This window comes from Paenibacillus sp. H1-7 (genome assembly GCF_022354825.1).
Lineage (GTDB): Bacteria > Bacillota > Bacilli > Paenibacillales > NBRC-103111 > Paenibacillus_S.
In genome coordinates this window covers 4,478,009-4,495,745 of sequence record NZ_CP031168.1, presented here as the reverse complement: position 1 = coordinate 4,495,745, position 17,737 = coordinate 4,478,009, and the positions used below count along the sequence as shown (strand labels likewise).

Below are 17,737 nucleotides of genomic sequence, written 5' to 3'. Positions count from 1 at the left end.
TTTTCAAACTGTGTTTTGGGGATTTACACTAAAGGCTAGCTTAAACTAATGGGTACGATAGTACAATCATCAGAACTGGAGCAGGCGCCGCGGCGACTTTCCAGTTCTGAGATTGAAGTAACGGGCAGGATAGCAGAGTAATATGTGGATTATTTTGCGATTATTTTGCGATATAAGGGTTGAGGAGGATTTTTTATTAATTCTCAAAGGGACAAAATACATAAAATCATTGCCGAATGGGATCCATTTGGTTTAAAAGTCTATGGTATCGAAAGTTATGAAATACTAAAATGCATTCGTTCTAGCGGGTCAAGGGACCCTGAGCAAATAGTAGGGTATACTGAATCTATGCTTCGACATTTGGATCCTTCACGAAAATTAAGTAAAAGTGAATGTTTAATAACTGCTAAAAAAATTATTGAAATATTGGATTAATTCCAACACCATGAATAATTACCTCTTATTAAGTCATTCCGCTAACGGATACGATAAAGACACGGGGGCAGCCGACCAGAAAGATAGGCTGCCTTTTTTCACTTAGCGGGCAGGATACTGTGGTAAAATGAGGAAAATGTAATGTTAACGGGCACTGAGGTGAAATTGTGAGCGTATGGAGAAGAAAAGCCACCGAGTTGTTTAATATTCGCTTCGGACCTACTCAACACGAAACAATTTATGATGTATTTCGGACTCTTCTAGGATTGGTGAAGGAAGCTCATAATCGTGGTGATGAGGACCAGCTAAAGAAGATATATGAGTACGCTGAGTGGTGTTCAACTCAAAGAGCTGATGATTTACGGAATGCAGCAGGTGTATCCTTTTATGAACATCTAGTTGATGATGAAGTTACTTACCAAGCAATTCTTCGATGGATAAAACCAACGATATTTTCAATAATTAAGGATCTTCTTAAGTGGCGAATCAAAGATGAAACAGTCTATCGAGATTTAGTCGACAAATTTAATGTTATCAATGGCACAAGTATCCAATATTAAGCTAACGGTGCGGGTGGCGGAATAATATTCTTTTGGTTATATTCAAGGGATAAATTCGTTACTACAGGTGAACGATAGCTCAAATTTAATCGAGTATAGTTACTAAACCCAAATTAAAAACATAAGTGCCGGCCGACATGAATCGGTACCTTTATTTAGAAAGGTGTATTATTGTGAACTGGAATCAAGTGAACGACATAAAAAGATTTACTCCACTAGATCAACTAAGCTTTCCAAGACTGCATTTAAAAGATAGGCCATTATATTATCTTGGTGGTGGTTTCATGTTATCGTACACAAACAGACAATTCAAAATTGATGGCTTTGAAAGAGTTGAATTTGGAGAAGAAGGAGAATATGCGCTAGGCATATATTACTTTCAATACCGTAATAAACTTGAGCAATATATGAATTTAACACTCCCATTTAGGACGATGTACTAGGGGGAGTTTTTGAGATAGCTAAAGGTATTGCAGTAGGGGACACTTTCTTGAAAGTTAAATATCGGCTATCTAATGGCTGTCAAGTTAATGAGGATCGGAAACTTAAAGATGGAGACTTCATCTTTCAGAATGCGAATATTTCATGGAAGAACTTTAGATTTTTTTTCTTTGAACGGTCAAACAATGCAAAACTAACGGGGTTTCAGCACACATTTTAAAGAAACGAAGGATAACATTGTTTATTAAGCTAACGGGTACGTTAGTTCAATGCCGAAGGGCTGCCGCGTGGCAGCCCTTCGCTCAACAAACGGGTAGTTTAACGTAGGGAATTCAGTGCATGTAGGCATGTTTGATTCTATTGTCATCAAGCATAATGTGAGACAGACTTCCATTTTTACGGGGTTATTTTCATTTGAGGAATTGAGCGATTAACTATAATCACTTGTCCATATCCATCAATCCATAAACTCATATATATAATATAGATTCGCTTATACAAAGGGGGACGCATGAAATGTACAAAAGAACAGTGATAAAAAAGGCAAATAATACGGTCAAACAAGTAGAATCAACTGGAAGACATAAGGGAATCCGGGCGAATATAGTTGCAAAGGTAATGAGAATGATGGCTGCCACACAAAGATCATTGGATGCACAAAAATCGGTTATTATTACCCAAAGTACTAGGAGAATAAGTACGAATCGAAATTGGGTAAACGCACTTGAAATCGAGCGAAATCCGGCATGGGTAGCGCCGCAAGCAGGTGAATCGTACGTTTGGGGAAGAAATGACCCTAATGGTCCTGCTGCTGTGGTCGCCAGAAGATTTACGATTAGAGACGATATTGAGAGAGCTAGATTATTCCTGTCCGTTGATAACTTTGCCATCGTTTTAATAAATGGACGGTCGGTAGTTATCGACAATCCGCAGGGCAATGTTTCATTCTTTAATCCGGGAAGATCGTTTAATATTAGGCGTTTCCTTCGGATAGGTACGAATGATATTGTGATAGCCGCTTTTAACTTCCCGTCAAATGCAAACAGAAGCGAAAATAATCCCGCTGGTGTCCTTGCACGTATCGAAATTCAATTAGAAGATTAATCCGGTAGTGCTTGAAGACACCACAATGGGGTGTCTTTTCTTTACGTTCATCAGTCGTAATCATCGCTATGTTCGACCTTAATTCACTGCAACCGGTATGTTAAACATAAAACATAGGAGTAGTCGGATATTCGTGATGACCGAATTACAGTTTATATGTACACAACAAATGAAATTATTGAATTAAATACAGCTGATTATTTTACGAAAACAGAGTACGAAGAGATATTGATTGGAAGTTCAGGTAACTTAACATATAGGGGGCCTTGTTGATTACTGTCCATCGTAGTTATTGTTTAGCTAACGGGAGTTTAGTTATGGAAGTATCGGTGGTATATAGATTCGGTCCACCGATAGCAGCAGTTTTACTATTTTTACAATCTAAGTAAAGAAAGGACAGGGAGATTGCCCTGTCCTTTCTTTACAGATGAGGATAAATGCATGATGAGTTTACGCTTAATCAAGTTTACAGATCGACTTTCCAGTTCCCCATCATCTTGGCGACTTCCGGATCGCGGTACGATAAGAAAAGACTTTTCTGCGTATCGAGAGTGGAAATTTGTTCGATGTTGTACGCGCTCAATTCAAAATCGAAAATGTTAAAGTTTTCGACGATCCGTTCTTTTTTCACCGACTTCGGAATTACAACGACTCCACGCTGAACAAGCCAGCGAAGCACGACTTGGGCGACGGACTTGTTGTGTTTTTCTGCGATGGAGGCCAGCACTTCGTTCCCAAACAAGTTGTTAAGTCCTTCAGCCAAAGGCGCCCAAGACTGGTGCTGTACTCCCTGCTCTTTCATAAAAGCGGCGCTCTCGATCTGGTGGTAGAACGGGTGCGTTTCGACCTGATTGACGGCAGGCACGATTTCGTTATGCACGATAAGGTCCATCAAACGGTCAGGCAGGAAATTGCTGACCCCGATTGCCTTGATTTTGCCTTCACGGTACAGCTCTTCCATCGCACGCCAAGCGCCGTAGTAATCACCGAAAGGCTGGTGAATAAGGTATAAATCCAGATAGTCGAGCTGGAGCTTCTTCAGGGATTTGGCAAACGCCAGCTTGGCACTCTCGTAGCTGGCATCCTGAACCCAAAGCTTGGTTGTGATGAACAGCTCCGCACGTGATATACCGCTGCGCTTGATCGCACGGCCCACCGCTTCCTCATTCAGATAACCGGAGGCAGTATCGATTAGGCGGTAACCAGCCATCAGCGCTTCGTATACGGCTTTCTCGCATTCTTCAGCATCAGGAACTTGGTAAACACCGAAGCCGATGATTGGCATTTTCACACCATTGTTTAATGTTACGGATTGCATTGTAATTCCTCCCAGTGTTCAAATGTAAAACAGCAAACGGCGCTAACCCTAAATCGGGTGCTGCACCGAGGATTCCAGTTACGCCCCGTTTGCGTTACACTAAGCTTAGAACCTTCGTGTTACACGAAGTCAAGTCGTTTTACTATTTATTTTCCAAGGGGGATTTCACATGCATACAGTCAAAGAAGCCGCTCGAATTACGGGACTCACCGAGCACGCAGTACGCTTTTACACGGATAAAGGTCTGGTGCCAAGCGTACAGCGTAATCAAAACAATATTCGGATGTTTGACGATGAATCGATCAACTGGTTGTATGGTATCAAATGCCTCAAGCAATCCGGAATGCCGATTGAAGTTATCAAAATGTACATTGATCTCTGTCTTGAAGGGGATACGACCCTCCCGCAGCGCTATGCACTCATGATGGAGCATAAAGAGGAGGCAATCGCTAAACTTGAAGAAGCCAAACAGCACGTTGCCCATTTGGAACAAAAAACCCTACTATATCAGGCCATTCTGGAGCACCGCTCACCAGACGTGATGAATCCTGGCAACTGGGACAAAATCAAGCATATGCATAGTGACGTATTTTACCCGCATGCTTTTCAGAAAGCTTAAGATATCACGTGAGACCTAACCGTTTTGTATAATACTCGGATTCAAATTTCTTATTGGTTAGGAAATATACAAGATTCACATCCGTCTAGATTGAACTAACGGGTACGATAGCATGGAGTTGCCACGTAGGAAGCTCCTTTTTGATATGTATAATATTAACATTTGTTGTATAATAGGGCCCGGTCTTGATGTGACGGTACTCCAGCGGCTGCCGAATTGGTCCGATCTTGACGGCTTTGACTGCCGTAGGTGAAGTCGTTGCATTGACGATTACCGGTTCTCCGGCCAAGAATCTTGTGAGATCCAAATCGTTCCCATTGTAATGATCGATCCAGACTTGCGTATGCTTAATATCAGCTTCTCAAAAAGTGTGGGGTAACCCGATGCCCGTGGATCGTTGTTAGCCCGGGCCGCCATCTGCTTTGACAAATAAGAAGCTAGGCTCGACAAGCTGTAACGCCGGCCGAGGCGATTAGGGTAGAAGGGGGAATCATCTTCACCATTTAGCACAGTGTTAAGGTCAACCCTTTTGCACCTTAGGATTGAACTCTATGGTAAACTTGAGCTCTGATTCCTCGATATCCCGCTCCGGAATCTCCTCTTTAATTCGCTTCACCGGCCGCAGCCCGCGCGCGACATTCTTGGTGAGGTACCCTTCCTCGAAGCACCAGGTTAGAACTGAATGGGTTATGACGACCTTTTTCGCCTGCGTATCGCTGTTCCGGTTCTGTCTGAAACGCCTCCATGTCGAAGCGGGACAACTCCCGGATATCGTTCTTTCCGATCGCCGCCACATACTGCAGGAAGGTGAGGAGCACTCTAATACTCAAGGCATGGGTTTACTGCATCCACAACCCTCTTTGGGTTTATGCGGGCAGTAAGTAATATCATCAATCTTCGCTTCAGGTAACCCTTCAACATATCCTTTTGTAAACGCTCTTGAATTCGCTGCAGCGTCTCCCCATAGACCAACACCACTCTGATTGGTGACAAAAATATCATATACCCCGTTTCTTGTAATAAAGATATACCTTCTCTCAATAGCTGCTCATTCAGATAGGAATAGCTGAGGCGTATCCATGATTTTTAGGACCCTGTTGGCCGCAGCTGCTCCGAAGGAAGACAGTCCAAGCACTTAATCATTAAAAGTAGAGAAGATGGTTGAGGTTCTATTGTACAAAATGATTACGCTTACATTATGACAAGATTTGGTAAGTAAAGTAAAGAGTTGTACATTGTTTGGATGATGTGCCGACCCTATAATGAAAACATGAACAGCGTCACTGTAGTGATACTTTAGAAAATCGATATAGGGGGATGTACATGAAGCTAAGTAAACACAAAATGAAAGCGGTGTCTGTTTCCTTACTCGCCTTCACAACACTTTTATCGGCATGCAGCAGCCAAGACGATTCCACGAGTACTGGGCAGAATGAAGCGGTGAGCACGGCCGGAAATAACGATGTGAAAGTTGTACATGCAGAACCTCTTGGCAAGTATGATCCACCGATTGAAGTGTCGTTTGTCAGGAACCTCAGTGACGTTGTAGAAAATAACGTACTCGGTGTGCTAAAGGGCGAAACGTTCGAAGACAACCGCTGGACCCGTTTATATAAGGAGCAGTTGGGCATCAGTATTAAAAATAGATGGGTCGTAAAAGGGAGCGATACCTCAGAGCAATATTTGCAAAAACTGAACGTAACACTAGCCTCCGGCGATCTGCCCGATGTTATTCCAGTGAACGCGACCCAATTAAAACAATTGGCGGATTCCGGCCAAATTGAAGATATGACAGCCTTATATAAGCAGTATGCTTCTCCCCTAACAAAAGAAATCTTATCGCAAGAGGGAACCAGCCCATTCGATGCTGCTACGATTGAAGGTAAGCTGATGGCAATCCCGCAGGTCGATTCCTCACTTGAACGAGCTATGTTTATCTGGATTCGTACGGATTGGCTTAACAAGTTGGGATTGCAGCCGCCAAAAACAATGGTTGACGTACTAGCAATTTCTAAAGCTTTTGCAGAGAAGGATCCGGATGGCAACGGAAAAAAAGATACATATGGCCTCGGTTTAACCAAAAGCTTGTGGGGTGGAGCAATAGGGTTAGAAGGGTTCATGGCCGGGTATAAGGCTTATCCGAATATGTGGCTTACCGATGCATCCGGAAAGCTGGTTTTTGGCGGTATTCAGCCAGAGGTTAAGAAAGCGCTTCAAGCACTCCAGAACATGTTTAAGAATGGAGAATTGGATCAGGAATTCGGCATTAAAGATGGCGGTAAGGTATCAGAGCACATAGCCGCAGGTAAGATCGGAATGGAATACGGCGAACAGTGGAATTCCATCTGGCCACTTCAACTGAACCGCAACAACGACCCGAATGCACAATGGCGGGCATATCCGATTGTTTCGGAGTCCGGCGATACGCCTAAAGTTCCTTTGAGGTTCAGCACAAGCAAGTTTTTTGCGGTTAAAAAGGGATTCAAGCATCCTGAGGCGGTTATCAAGCTATTTAACCTGCATCTGGAGAAAAATTTTGGCACGACTGCGGAGTTTGACAAATACTATGCACCGCCTGAAGCAGAGAGCGTATGGCAACTTTCACCGGTGACCCCGAGCCCTGTAAAGAAAAATGTAGAGGCATTCAGAGCGATCGATGCGGCACGTAAAGCGAATAACTTCTCGACCTTGAAAGGGGAAGCAAAAACCATTCAAGGAAAGATAGAAGCTTTTAATTCGGGCTCTAAAGAAGGGTTTGCACTGTGGGGTTGGGAACGGATTTATGGCCCGGAGGGCTCAGAAGGGGTTGTTGACCAATACGATAAAAATAACCAGTTTCTGATGGATAAATTTGTTGGCGCGCCTACGCCTACGATGGTTGATCGGAAATCGACTTTAGAAAAATTAATGAATGAGACGTACACCAAAATCATTATGGGTGGCTCTATGGATGAATTCGATAAGTTTGTGAAAGACTGGACCAAGCTGGGCGGAGAGCAAATTACGAATGAAGTAAATGAATGGTATAAATCAACGAAGAAGTAGAATCGGGCAGAGGATGGGTTCATTATCCTTCCTCTGCTTTTTATGCATGACATAATGGAGGTTGGATATGGGAACAAAAAAAATGTGGAGAGAGCTTCCACTGCATTTGATGATGTTACCGGGATTAGTACTAATCGTGCTATTCTCATATGTCCCTATGGCGGGTATCATCATCGCATTTCAAAAGTTCATTCCTGCAAAAGGCTTGTTTGGTGACCAGCGATGGGTAGGATTGGATAATTTCAGATATGTTATGAACTTGCCTAGCTTTAGCCAGGTCTTGTGGAATACCCTCTTTATTTCAGGTCTTAAGCTTATTCTAGGCTTAATCGTGCCGATCATATTTGCCATTCTTCTCAATGAATTGAAGAATGAGGTGATTAAAAGAAGTGTTCAAACTACTATTTATTTACCTTACTTTCTTTCCTGGGTAGTTCTAGGCGGCATACTCATCGATATTTTATCGCCTTCTAGCGGTATTGTTAACCAATTACTAGGCGCTTTTGGCATAAATAAGATATTTTTCCTCGGGGACAATCAATGGTTTCCGTTTACGCTGGTATCATCGGATATATGGAAAAATTTCGGTTATGGCACGATCGTCTATTTGGCGGCTATTACGGGAATTGACCCTGGTTTATACGAATCCGCTACGATCGACGGCGCAAACCGCTGGCATAAGATTTGGCATATCACTATTCCCGGAATGCGTATGATAATCGTACTGTTGACTGTTCTGAGTCTAGGGCAGCTTCTGAATGCAGGCTTCGATCAAGTGTTCAATTTGTATAGCCCTCAAGTGTATGAAAGCGGCGATATACTAGATACTTTTGTATACAGAATCGGATTGTTGGATGCTCAATACGGTGTGGCAACGGCAGTTGGATTATTTAAGTCATTAGTTTCGCTTATATTGATTTCAAGTTCGTACTTTGTGGCTTATCGGTTTGCAAAATATAGAATTTTCTAGGAGGAAGGAAGACAGTGGTCCAACCATCATCAAGTTCTGTGTCTGACACATCTATCCGGATACCTAACAGTCGGAGACGATTCGAGTGGTTTTCCGTTCTGAATGTATCTTTTCTCATCTTCGTATCGTTGATTTGTGTCCTTCCGTTAATACACGTCGTTGCCGTTTCGTTTAGTTCAAGTACAGCAGCGGCAGCAGGTCATGTAAAACTTTGGCCGGTAGATTTCACATTAGCCTCTTATAAATATACGGCCAGTCGGGAAGCATTTTGGCAATCCATGCTTGTTTCCATGGAGCGCATTGCAATCGGGACGCCCTTAAATTTGGTCCTGACTATCCTCGTTGCATTTCCGTTATCCAAGGAATCGAAGGTGTTTCGCCTGCGAATGGCATATGCTTGGATCTTCTTCTTGACCATGCTCTTTCACGGCGGTTTGATCCCTTGGTACTCGACGATTAAGCAGTACAATCTCCTTGATTCGATTTGGGCCCTCGTGCTGCCTGGCGCGGTCCCAGTTTTCAGCGTTGTCCTACTACTTAATTTTTTCCGAGAGGTGCCAAAGGAGCTGGAGGAGGCAGCGGTCATGGACGGTGCCAGCTACTGGACAACACTCTGGAAAATTTACGTGCCGGTATCCAAACCTGCTCTCGCAACGCTAGCCTTATTCTCCATGGTGGAACATTGGAACAGTTGGTTTGACGGCCTTCTTCTTATGGGAGACCCTAGTCATTACCCGCTGCAAAGCTATATTCAGACGATTGTCATTCAACAAAATTTAACTAATATGTCACGCGACGAAGCATTAAATATGGCCCTCATTTCCGATCGAACGCTGAAAGCATCACAGATCTTCTTGGGCTCCCTTCCCATTATTTTGGCGTACCCATTCCTGCAGAAGTATTTTGTTAAAGGGATTGTCCTTGGTAGTGTTAAGGGGTAAAGGTTGGATGGCTTCGTATCGAAAATGCTTAGGAAACTTATAAGCTTCAGGCTATAATGGAAGAAAAAAAGTTGGGAGCTTGTACCTTGATCAACCACCAACCATTCGCTCTGCGAAACACGATTTTCCTTCGGCTGCTCAGTACTTTTTTGATTATCATTCTGCCCATTCTAATATTTGGCGTCTATCTTTATAACTGGATCGTACAGACTGCAAGCGAAGATATCTCAAAAACGGCGGTATCCCAGCTCACCTTCTATGTAAGCGACCTTGAGAAAGAGGTAGAACGGATGAAACTGCTGCAGTTTGGGGTTATTGAGGATGAAGATCTCAACGAGCTGACGCTGACCTGGGATACGATGGATGTGTTTAAACGTACTGAAAAAATTAACTCGCTGCGTAAACGGCTCTATGCAATTCAAAACAGTAGTCCATATATCAGAAATGTAAGTGCACATATTTACACGCTATCCAAAACGATCTCTTCTGCTAATGGCCCAAGCGAATTTGATGCAGAACGGTATAATGCCTTACGCTCCGAATTAAGCAGTAGAAATAACCAGATGATTGAGTGGAATGGCCGCTTATTTCTAGGTGCGGCAAGGCAAAGTGTGACCAACGGGAATCAACCATTGTTTATCATTGAAATTGAGCTGGATCAAGAGAGGCTGCAGGAAGCCCTTAACCAGTTCAACACCTATCCCGGCAGCGGGACATTGATGACTACTGACAAGTCTGGTGTCATTCTCACGAGTGGATCTTTAGAACACTTATGGCTGGATATACCGGCTGCCATTAAACAAGTAAGAGAAAATCCAATTCATGGTACGGGGACTTTCACCATCTCGGGAAATCGCTATTATACCGCATTTGCAAGCTCTGATTATTTAAATATGTCCATTTACCGATTTATTCCAGAACAAATTATTAAAAAGCCGCTGGAGAAATTTTATATATGGGCATGGTTATTTGTTTTTGTAGCAATTATCATCATTGCGATTTATGCAATTTCCACCTATAAATTTATTCACAAACCGTTGTTAACGCTTGTTAAAAGTTTTCGGCGTATTGAAAATGGGGATCTTGATGTGAACATCCAGCACGAGTCTAAGGATGAGCTCGGATACTTATATAACCGATTTAACCAGATGGTTAGTAATCTTCGTTCTTTGATCGATCAGGTCTACAAGCAGAAAATTATGACTCAACGGGCAGAGTTGAAGCAGCTTCAATCGCAGATTAATCCTCATTTTTTATACAACAGCTTCTTCATCCTGAGGACGATGGCAAAGATTAAAGATGTTGAACGAATCGGGCAGTTCGCAACACAGCTTGGCGAATATTTTCAGTTCGTTACCCGGAATGCTTCTGACGAAGTACTGCTGAAACAAGAAATTCACCATGCCAGAATGTACACGGAGATTCAGGAATTGCGCTTCTCACGGCGTATCCGGGTGCAATTCGACCCTCTTCCGCTGGAAATCGAAAAGGTGTCAGTACCACGTTTAATAGTGCAGCCCATTATAGAGAATGCATTTGAACACAGTTTGGAACAAATGAAGCGCAGCGGATGGATAGTCATTCGCTTCGAGTTGGATGAGACAGAGATACGTATTGTTGTGGAAGATAACGGTGATAGTTTGACGGATAGGGCATTGGAGTGTATCTCGGATACTCTGGATAACAGTGACGAGCATGCGGAGACGACAGGCTTGGTGAATATTCACCGCCGACTTAAAATAACATTCGGTGAAGCATTCGGTCTGCGATTAAGCCGAGGTGAGCTTGGGGGATTGAAAGCAATCATTTCTATTCCATTGAAAGGGGCTGACGCTCATGATAAGGATGCTGATTGTTGATGATGAGGAAATTATTACAGACGGGCTGTTTGATGTATTTAGCCAACTGAGTCTGAATCTTGATTTGTATAAAGCCTATTCCGGCGAAGAAGCGTTGGATTTGCTGAATACAACGAGAGTTGATATTGTGTTGTCCGATATCCGAATGCCCGGGATGGATGGCCTTGATCTAATGAGAAATATAAGGAGTAATTGGCTGCATTGTAAAATCATTTTTCTGACCGGTTATAATGACTTTGATTATGTTTACCAGGCGATACAAACCCCCGGAGTTACTTATCTCCTAAAGAGCGAAGAATACGATAAGATTATTAAAGAGGTAACCGATGCGATTCATGAGCTGGAGAACAGTCTAAAGTTTCATAATTTAGTCCAGCAATCGAGGGAGCAGCTTACCACGCTCGAAACGCTTGCTCAAGGCAATTATTTCCGCTATTTGCTTCAGGGAACACGGGCACCGGAGGAGCTGAAAGTTGATTTCTGCAAGTTAGGTATTATGCTTGACCCGGCTTTGCCCATCCTTGTGGCCGTAGGCGATCTGCAGCGTTCGAATATGCACCGTTCGTTTGCAGAGAGTCAAGAGGCGGCGCTTGCAGTCAAATTTCTGGCAGAGTCATTCCTGGCAGAACGAACGGATAGTCTAGGAATTATAGATCAATTCGGCCGCCTCGTTTGGCTTGTTCAGCCGAAGCCTACTTGCGGAAAGGAAATGGAAGAAGCCTATGCCCGCACGGTAAAATTTCTAGAAGGACAATTCGAGCTTATCCAGCAAGCTTGTCATGATTCAATAGGGATTACTTTTGCCGTTACGCTCTGTACCGATTCCTGCGAATGGAAGGGGCTATCAGAGATGTACGACCGAATTAGAAGCCAGCAGTACAGGCGAGCAGGAGACGGTGCCCAGATGGTACACACGATTAACATCGAAGCGATTGAAACCGCTGCCAGCTCAAGGACACTGAAAGACAAGGCGGAGTTGCTCGCCATTCATCTTGAAGGTGGAAATCGAGAGGGGTTTTTCTATCTGTTTAGCGAATTGACGGAAACGGCGTTCGATGAACGCGGGAACGTGGGCCCCTTTGCCTTGGAACTGTACTTCACGATTGCGCTCTTATTATTATCTTACATTAACCGTTGGGAGCTTCACGATAAGATTGGAACAACTGGTCTTATGCAGAGAGACAGGCATGCGTCTTGGCAAGACAGCTTTGCATTCTTGAATCAGATCGCAGAGTCTTTATTCGATCTGCGATTGAGTGTAGAACGCAATAGAGCGGCTGCAGTGATAGGGAAGGTCCGCTCGTTCATTGAGGAGCATCTAGGGGAAGACTTAACTCTTGTACGTTTAGCCAGCGTGACCCACTTCAATCCGTCCTATTTATCACGGCTTTTTAAACAGGAAAGCGGGGTCAATCTATCTGAGTATATCGATGAAGCTAGAATCGATAAAGCCAAATATTTGCTCAAGAAAGACGAGCTGAAGATTGCGGAAGTAGGCGCACAGGTAGGGTATGAAACCCCGCACTCGTTTACTCGATTTTTCAAGAAATCTACCGGAGTGACGCCTATGGAATATCGTGAGACTGTAAGGAAATAAGCACATTGGTATCAACTACTTTGGAGTACAAGGAGATAGCGATGGGGGAATGTGTTGATAACGAATCCGATCATCGGATGTTCCTGATCTTTGGCTCACTCAAGAAATACATTAATGAGGCTAGTGTTGAATAACAATAGAGGTTAGTGGGAGCCTCTTTTAAATTAAAATCACCTGTGAATCTCCACCTGAGCATGCCTTGATGGAGTTTTATATTGTACTGGTATCGTGTCGGAGAGATGCATAGATTAAATTGAACATTATTCAGCTATAGTAAACGGAAAAGGCTCAAAACAAAAAGAGATTTAATTTACAACAGAATGCAAGGTCTGGCTTAATAGATATCTCGAGATGCGAGAGGATTCATGTAAATCTTTTTGGGTTACTCCCCTCTTAAAGTAATCAATCCGACGCTCGGCGTGTTAAAGAGGCGAAACCTTGCAAAAGCGGGGCCGCTTAAGCCGAGTCCAGGGGTAACATACTGCGTATGTCCATTTATGGTATTAACGCCCGCTACATTTACCTTGCCGGGAAAGAAGCCATAGCTCGGTGCAAATAAAGGGCCGATGAACGGCAAATAGATTTGTCCTCCGCGCGTATGTCCATTAATGCTGAGGCCCAATCAATCTACTCCTTATCGATTTCTTTTAGAATTCTCGTACGTAATCATGAACGAAATCTTCCTCGACATCAATATCCGTCGGCCAGTGGGATACCTCGATCGTAAACGGATCGGAAGTGGTGTTATATTCCTCATCAAACGCTTTTTTAGCGTCAATCAATTCCTGTGACGGGTTACCGTCGAAGATTTCAGTTATGCCCGGATAGGGATTGGTCTTTAGCCAGATCGATTGTCCGTTTTTCGTGATTTTTTGACCGGGATATAACGGTTTAACGCCGTACAGTGTACATAGATCATAGAATCGGTTGCCTGAGACAAGCGGCGTAATACTATTATTTTCATCCTTATCGCCGAGGATATAATACATTTCTTTGCCTTTCGGCATACCCTTGAGTAAATCTTCAAGCGGTATTAGATTATCACTATCATCTTCAATATAATCCCCTGTAAAAAGTACGACGTCATATTCCTGTTTCCTAATTAAATTGATTAGCACGTTTTGCTCAGAACCAAATGTTTTTTCAATTAAGTCTGAAATCTGAAGGATTTCATAACCGTCAAAGCTCTCAGGAAGTTCCTTATGGGACAGTGTCACAGCATCCACTACCAAGTCCTCGAAGGCCCATGATAAATGAACCCATAATCCTGCCTATTCATTCTATTGCGGCTGTCCGCTTCATTGCATATAATGAAGGTACTTCCCTTCGGGGAGATCTTTAAGGGAGGCCGCGATGAACGAGACCGCATTTGACGAACCATTATTTGCAAGCTTGAAGCCAGGCTTAACCTCGTTCTGTTACCGAATGCTGGGCTCCATGGACGAAGCGGATGATGCTGTTCAGGAGACGAGTATTCGGGTCTGGCAGAGCTGGAGCACGTTCAGACAGGATTCCTCGTTCAAAACTTGGGTCTATCGGATTGCCTCCAACCTGTGCTTGGACAAGCTGAGACAATCCAAACGCCGAGCGCTTCCCGTTGACCTGTTCGATCCGGCCGTCGCCATCGTCGAGCCGCGCGACACGCTTCCGGACTCTGCCTGGATCTGGCCGTCTCCCGACTTTGGGGGCAATCCGGAGGATCGGCTCGTCCGCAGAGATACACTTCAACTGTGCTTCATCGCTCTCCTGCAGACCTTGCCTCCGCGGCAGCGCGCGGTACTCATTTTGAAGGATGTATTTGAATGGTCCTCCAAGCAGATCGCGGAAACGTTGGCGATGTCGCCGGCAGCGGTGAACAGCGCCTTGCAAAGAGCCCGAGAGACGATGGACCGGGCGCAGCTTCGCTCGGATGAACTCAGCAGCATGGACGTTCAACCGGAGCAGCAGCTGCTGTCCCGTTATGTGGAGGCCTTCGAGCAATTCGATATTGCTGCGCTCGTCGCGTTGTTCCACGAGGAAGGCTGCATGTCGATGCCGCCCTTCGAGATGTGGATCCGCGGCAAGGAAGATTTGTCCGCCTTCTATTCTCTTACTCGCTGGCATTGCGAAGGTTCGCGATTTGTGCCCATTACGGTGAATGGCGGTTATCCGGCGTTGGCCCAGTATATGCCGTACAAAGAGGGCTCTGGCCTGGTACCCTGGGGCATCCACGTCATCGAAACCAAAGAAAATCAAATACTGCACGTTCAAAACTTCATTCATACGCCATTATTTTCGCGATTTGGGTTGCCTGAGCGAATTGACCAATGAATATCGAGTCAACCGACGAAGGTAACCGTGCAAGCCGTCATTCAAACCCATGTCGAGAAGGTATGGCGCTATTGGACCGAGCCGGATTACATCACGAAGTGGAATCAAGCGTCCGAGGACTTACATGCGCCGAGAGCCGAAAACGATCTGCGGGTCGGGGGCAAGCTTCTGACAAGAATGGAAGCGAAGGATGGCAGCATGGGCTTTGATTTTGGCGGCGTCTACGATGTTGTGAATCGGCATGAGGCGATCGGCTACACCATGGAAGACGGAAGAAGAGTGGATATTGCTTTTGTTGATCAAGGGAATGAGACGAAGGTCATTGAAACGTTCAACGCGGAAAGCTCCAAATGTCCGAAGAAAATATAGTTTTAGACTGGATTTGTTGAACCAACGCGGAATTCTGAATTGCAAAACCGTTAGGTTCCGAAAAATAAGTATTAGACTGACTCCATTATAAAACCAGCCGAAGCCTTGGACCGGAAAAATAAAGTCCTAGACTGCTGCAGGTTTATTGAACTATCGTATCCGTTAGGTCAATCGTCAATCCCATAAATAACTATGTCATTTCGCATAACTGAACAAATTTCAAAGAATAAGGGATCCTCTGACTGCCGCTACAGCCGGAGAATCCCTATTAAAGTAACGTGCCATTTAGGTCGCTGGGTCAACCGCACAACTAAGCTGGAACGTAGGTCAACCTGATCACCTTCTCGCCAATTCGATCGCTTGCCACGAGGCGCAGCGGCGGCCGCGGACCGGCGAAGAACGGCTTGCCGTGACCCAGCACGACTGGATGGAGATAGAGTCGATACTCGTCAACAAGACAGAGCTCCGTTAGACTGTGCGCCAACTCCGGCCCGGCAACTTCAATCTCCCCTTCATGCTGAGCCTTCAGCCCACGTATGGCCGCTGCGAGGTCGCCCTCGATCAGAGAAGCGTTCGGACCGACGGACTTTAATGTCCTCGACACCACCCACTTCGGTTTGCTTTGCCACGCCGCTGCGTATTCCCGTTCCGGCGCACCCCATTCAAACTGGTCTCCGTCCCAATACCGCATAGTCTCGTACATGCGGCGCCCGTACAGGATGCCCGCCAGGCCGCGCACGTCGTCGATGAAATGACGGAATAGCACGGGGTCGGGCTGAAATGCCGGGTGGTCGTGGTCGACGAACCCGTCCAGAGACTGGTTCAATGCGAAAACGATCTTTGCCATGCGACTGACTCTCCTCCTTGGTTTTCTCGCACATTCATCATCAGGAATACACGCTCCATATGCAGCCTCCTTTATGTCTACATTTTATCATCCAACATCATGCCCGGTTTCTCATGGATTGCTAATGTGCACAGTCCTGGCCTGACCTAATACAAATTTAATTTAACGAAGGATGGTAAATTAAACAATTCTGCCCTTTAGCTTAATGCCGTTCCCAGTCTAATCCTATATTTTTCATTAATTATACTATAATGATTAGAGGTTAATATGTTCAATATGAGAGCATACATCCTCTATTTTTATATATGATAGATTTGTTATTTAGGTTTTTAAAAAAAGTATCTACTATGTATTTAATGTGAGAATTAATGCTATTTCGCGTTATGATGCCACTGGTAGCAAAGAATCGTGCCTTTAAGGCATTGCATCAGTATCACACAAAACGGCTAGCCAACCCGTTGAAAAAAATGCAATCGCTCATTGCGCTTTGCGGTAAGCAGGTTCGAATTCTCTTTGGTGTTCTAAAATCTAAGAAAACAAGCGTATTTAAGAGAAAAACGATTCTCCATAGAGGGAGGATAGTTTAAGATCAAACGTGGTGAACCGTATTATAAATAACCGTTATGCTAACGGGGAACGATAGCTTAACAATAGTTTTTAAATTTAAATCTTGATAATTTTCAGTCTGATGGTTTATTTTCTTTTTACACCAATCCCGTCGAGTTCCAGCAAGCAGGCTGGCAAGCGATCATGACAATTTCAAAGCCTATACCGAACAAAACTAATCATCGCGAAGAAGACGCCGGGGAAGATGCCCGGCGTCTTTATTTTTTGAACCCTAGTACGAGCGTGCTCTCCGTTAGCCTTAACCTTGTGCCGCATCCATGTTCATGTAGTTAATAGCCCACAGATGGCCGTCCAAGTCCACGAAGCCCCAATGATACATAAACCCATGATCTTCAGGTTCAGCGTGCAATTTCCCGCCCAAGGAGACCGCGGTTTTCACGATTTCATCGACCTTTTCCCGGCTCTCGAAGGCCAATGCGATCGTCATCTGCGCATACTTGCTCGTATCGACGGATTCCTTCTCCGTGAGCGTATTAAAGAATGCTTGATTGATCAGCATGACCTGCAGGTTGTCGCCGATCACGATGGCTACCGAATTCTCGTTCTCGGGGAATTGCGGGTTGAGCTCGAATCCGAGTCCGGTGAAGAACGCTTTCGATTGTTCTACGTTTTTTACAGGCAGGTTGAAGCTCGTGAATGCGGACGTTAATGCCATTTTCAAAACACCTCTTCGTCAAATTAGTTTGTGTTCATTT

At 44.4% G+C, this 17,737-nt stretch carries 14 protein-coding genes and 1 pseudogene; 11 read left to right on the top strand and 4 right to left on the bottom strand.

Annotation, left to right across the window (positions count from 1 at the left end; translation table 11 throughout):
* Positions 1-602 precede the first annotated feature (602 nt).
* Both DVH26_RS19935 and DVH26_RS19930 read left to right on the top strand, forming a co-directional pair.
* A complete protein-coding gene (locus tag DVH26_RS19935; protein ID WP_239624487.1) occupies positions 603-995 on the top strand; it encodes a DUF7674 family protein in 393 nt (130 codons plus the stop codon).
* Between the two features lie 957 nt (positions 996-1,952).
* Positions 1,953-2,540 (top strand): hypothetical protein, encoded by a 588-nt coding sequence (locus tag DVH26_RS19930; RefSeq protein WP_239624484.1) that lies wholly within the window; start codon positions 1,953-1,955, stop codon positions 2,538-2,540.
* A 466-nt stretch (positions 2,541-3,006) separates the two neighbouring features.
* Here DVH26_RS19930 and DVH26_RS19925 read toward each other — a convergent pair whose 3' ends face one another.
* Positions 3,007-3,858: an aldo/keto reductase gene (locus DVH26_RS19925; protein ID WP_239624481.1), complete on the bottom strand. Its 852-nt coding sequence runs from the start codon at positions 3,856-3,858 to the stop codon at positions 3,007-3,009.
* A gap of 169 nt (positions 3,859-4,027) precedes the next feature.
* On the opposite strand from DVH26_RS19925, the gene DVH26_RS19920 reads away from it, so the two are divergent.
* From DVH26_RS19920 to DVH26_RS19895, 6 genes are all read left to right on the top strand, one after another.
* Positions 4,028-4,477, top strand: coding sequence for a MerR family transcriptional regulator (locus DVH26_RS19920; RefSeq protein WP_239624479.1), 450 nt, complete (start codon positions 4,028-4,030; stop codon positions 4,475-4,477).
* Between the two features lie 1,323 nt (positions 4,478-5,800).
* On the top strand, positions 5,801-7,522 hold the full coding sequence (locus DVH26_RS19915; RefSeq protein ID WP_239624477.1) for an extracellular solute-binding protein: 1,722 nt from the start codon (positions 5,801-5,803) through the stop codon (positions 7,520-7,522).
* Positions 7,523-7,589: 67 nt separating this feature from the next.
* On the top strand, positions 7,590-8,492 hold the full coding sequence (locus tag DVH26_RS19910; RefSeq protein WP_239624475.1) for an ABC transporter permease: 903 nt from the start codon (positions 7,590-7,592) through the stop codon (positions 8,490-8,492).
* Between the two features lie 14 nt (positions 8,493-8,506).
* Entirely contained in the window at positions 8,507-9,433 is a 927-nt protein-coding gene (locus tag DVH26_RS19905) for a carbohydrate ABC transporter permease (RefSeq protein WP_481857523.1), read from the top strand.
* Positions 9,434-9,519: 86 nt separating this feature from the next.
* A complete protein-coding gene (locus tag DVH26_RS19900; protein WP_239624472.1) occupies positions 9,520-11,292 on the top strand; it encodes a sensor histidine kinase in 1,773 nt (590 codons plus the stop codon).
* A complete protein-coding gene (locus DVH26_RS19895; protein WP_239624470.1) occupies positions 11,270-12,889 on the top strand; it encodes a response regulator transcription factor in 1,620 nt (539 codons plus the stop codon). Before DVH26_RS19900 ends, DVH26_RS19895 begins: the two co-directional genes overlap by 23 nt.
* A gap of 647 nt (positions 12,890-13,536) precedes the next feature.
* On the opposite strand, the gene DVH26_RS19890 is transcribed toward DVH26_RS19895, so the two are convergent.
* Positions 13,537-14,115: a metallophosphoesterase gene (locus DVH26_RS19890; RefSeq protein ID WP_239624469.1), complete on the bottom strand. Its 579-nt coding sequence runs from the start codon at positions 14,113-14,115 to the stop codon at positions 13,537-13,539.
* Between the two features lie 127 nt (positions 14,116-14,242).
* Here DVH26_RS19890 and DVH26_RS19885 point away from each other — a divergent pair, with 127 nt between their 5' ends.
* Both DVH26_RS19885 and DVH26_RS19880 read left to right on the top strand, forming a co-directional pair.
* On the top strand, positions 14,243-15,199 hold the full coding sequence (locus tag DVH26_RS19885; RefSeq protein ID WP_239624468.1) for a sigma-70 family RNA polymerase sigma factor: 957 nt from the start codon (positions 14,243-14,245) through the stop codon (positions 15,197-15,199).
* Between the two features lie 27 nt (positions 15,200-15,226).
* Positions 15,227-15,568 (top strand): SRPBCC domain-containing protein, encoded by a 342-nt coding sequence (locus tag DVH26_RS19880; protein WP_239624467.1) that lies wholly within the window; start codon positions 15,227-15,229, stop codon positions 15,566-15,568.
* 310 nt (positions 15,569-15,878) lie between these two features.
* Here the strand turns inward: DVH26_RS19880 and DVH26_RS19875 are convergent, their stop codons facing one another.
* The gene (locus tag DVH26_RS19875) at positions 15,879-16,415 is read right to left on the bottom strand and encodes a dihydrofolate reductase family protein (protein WP_239624464.1); all 537 of its coding nucleotides are present in this window, start codon (positions 16,413-16,415) and stop codon (positions 15,879-15,881) included.
* A gap of 386 nt (positions 16,416-16,801) precedes the next feature.
* Here DVH26_RS19875 and DVH26_RS19870 point away from each other — a divergent pair.
* A pseudogene (locus DVH26_RS19870) lies at positions 16,802-17,002 on the top strand (hypothetical protein); the annotation flags it as partial.
* 278 nt (positions 17,003-17,280) lie between these two features.
* On the opposite strand, the gene DVH26_RS19865 reads toward DVH26_RS19870, so the two are convergent.
* Positions 17,281-17,697 (bottom strand): VOC family protein, encoded by a 417-nt coding sequence (locus DVH26_RS19865; protein WP_239624461.1) that lies wholly within the window; start codon positions 17,695-17,697, stop codon positions 17,281-17,283.
* Positions 17,698-17,737: the final 40 nt, after the last annotated feature.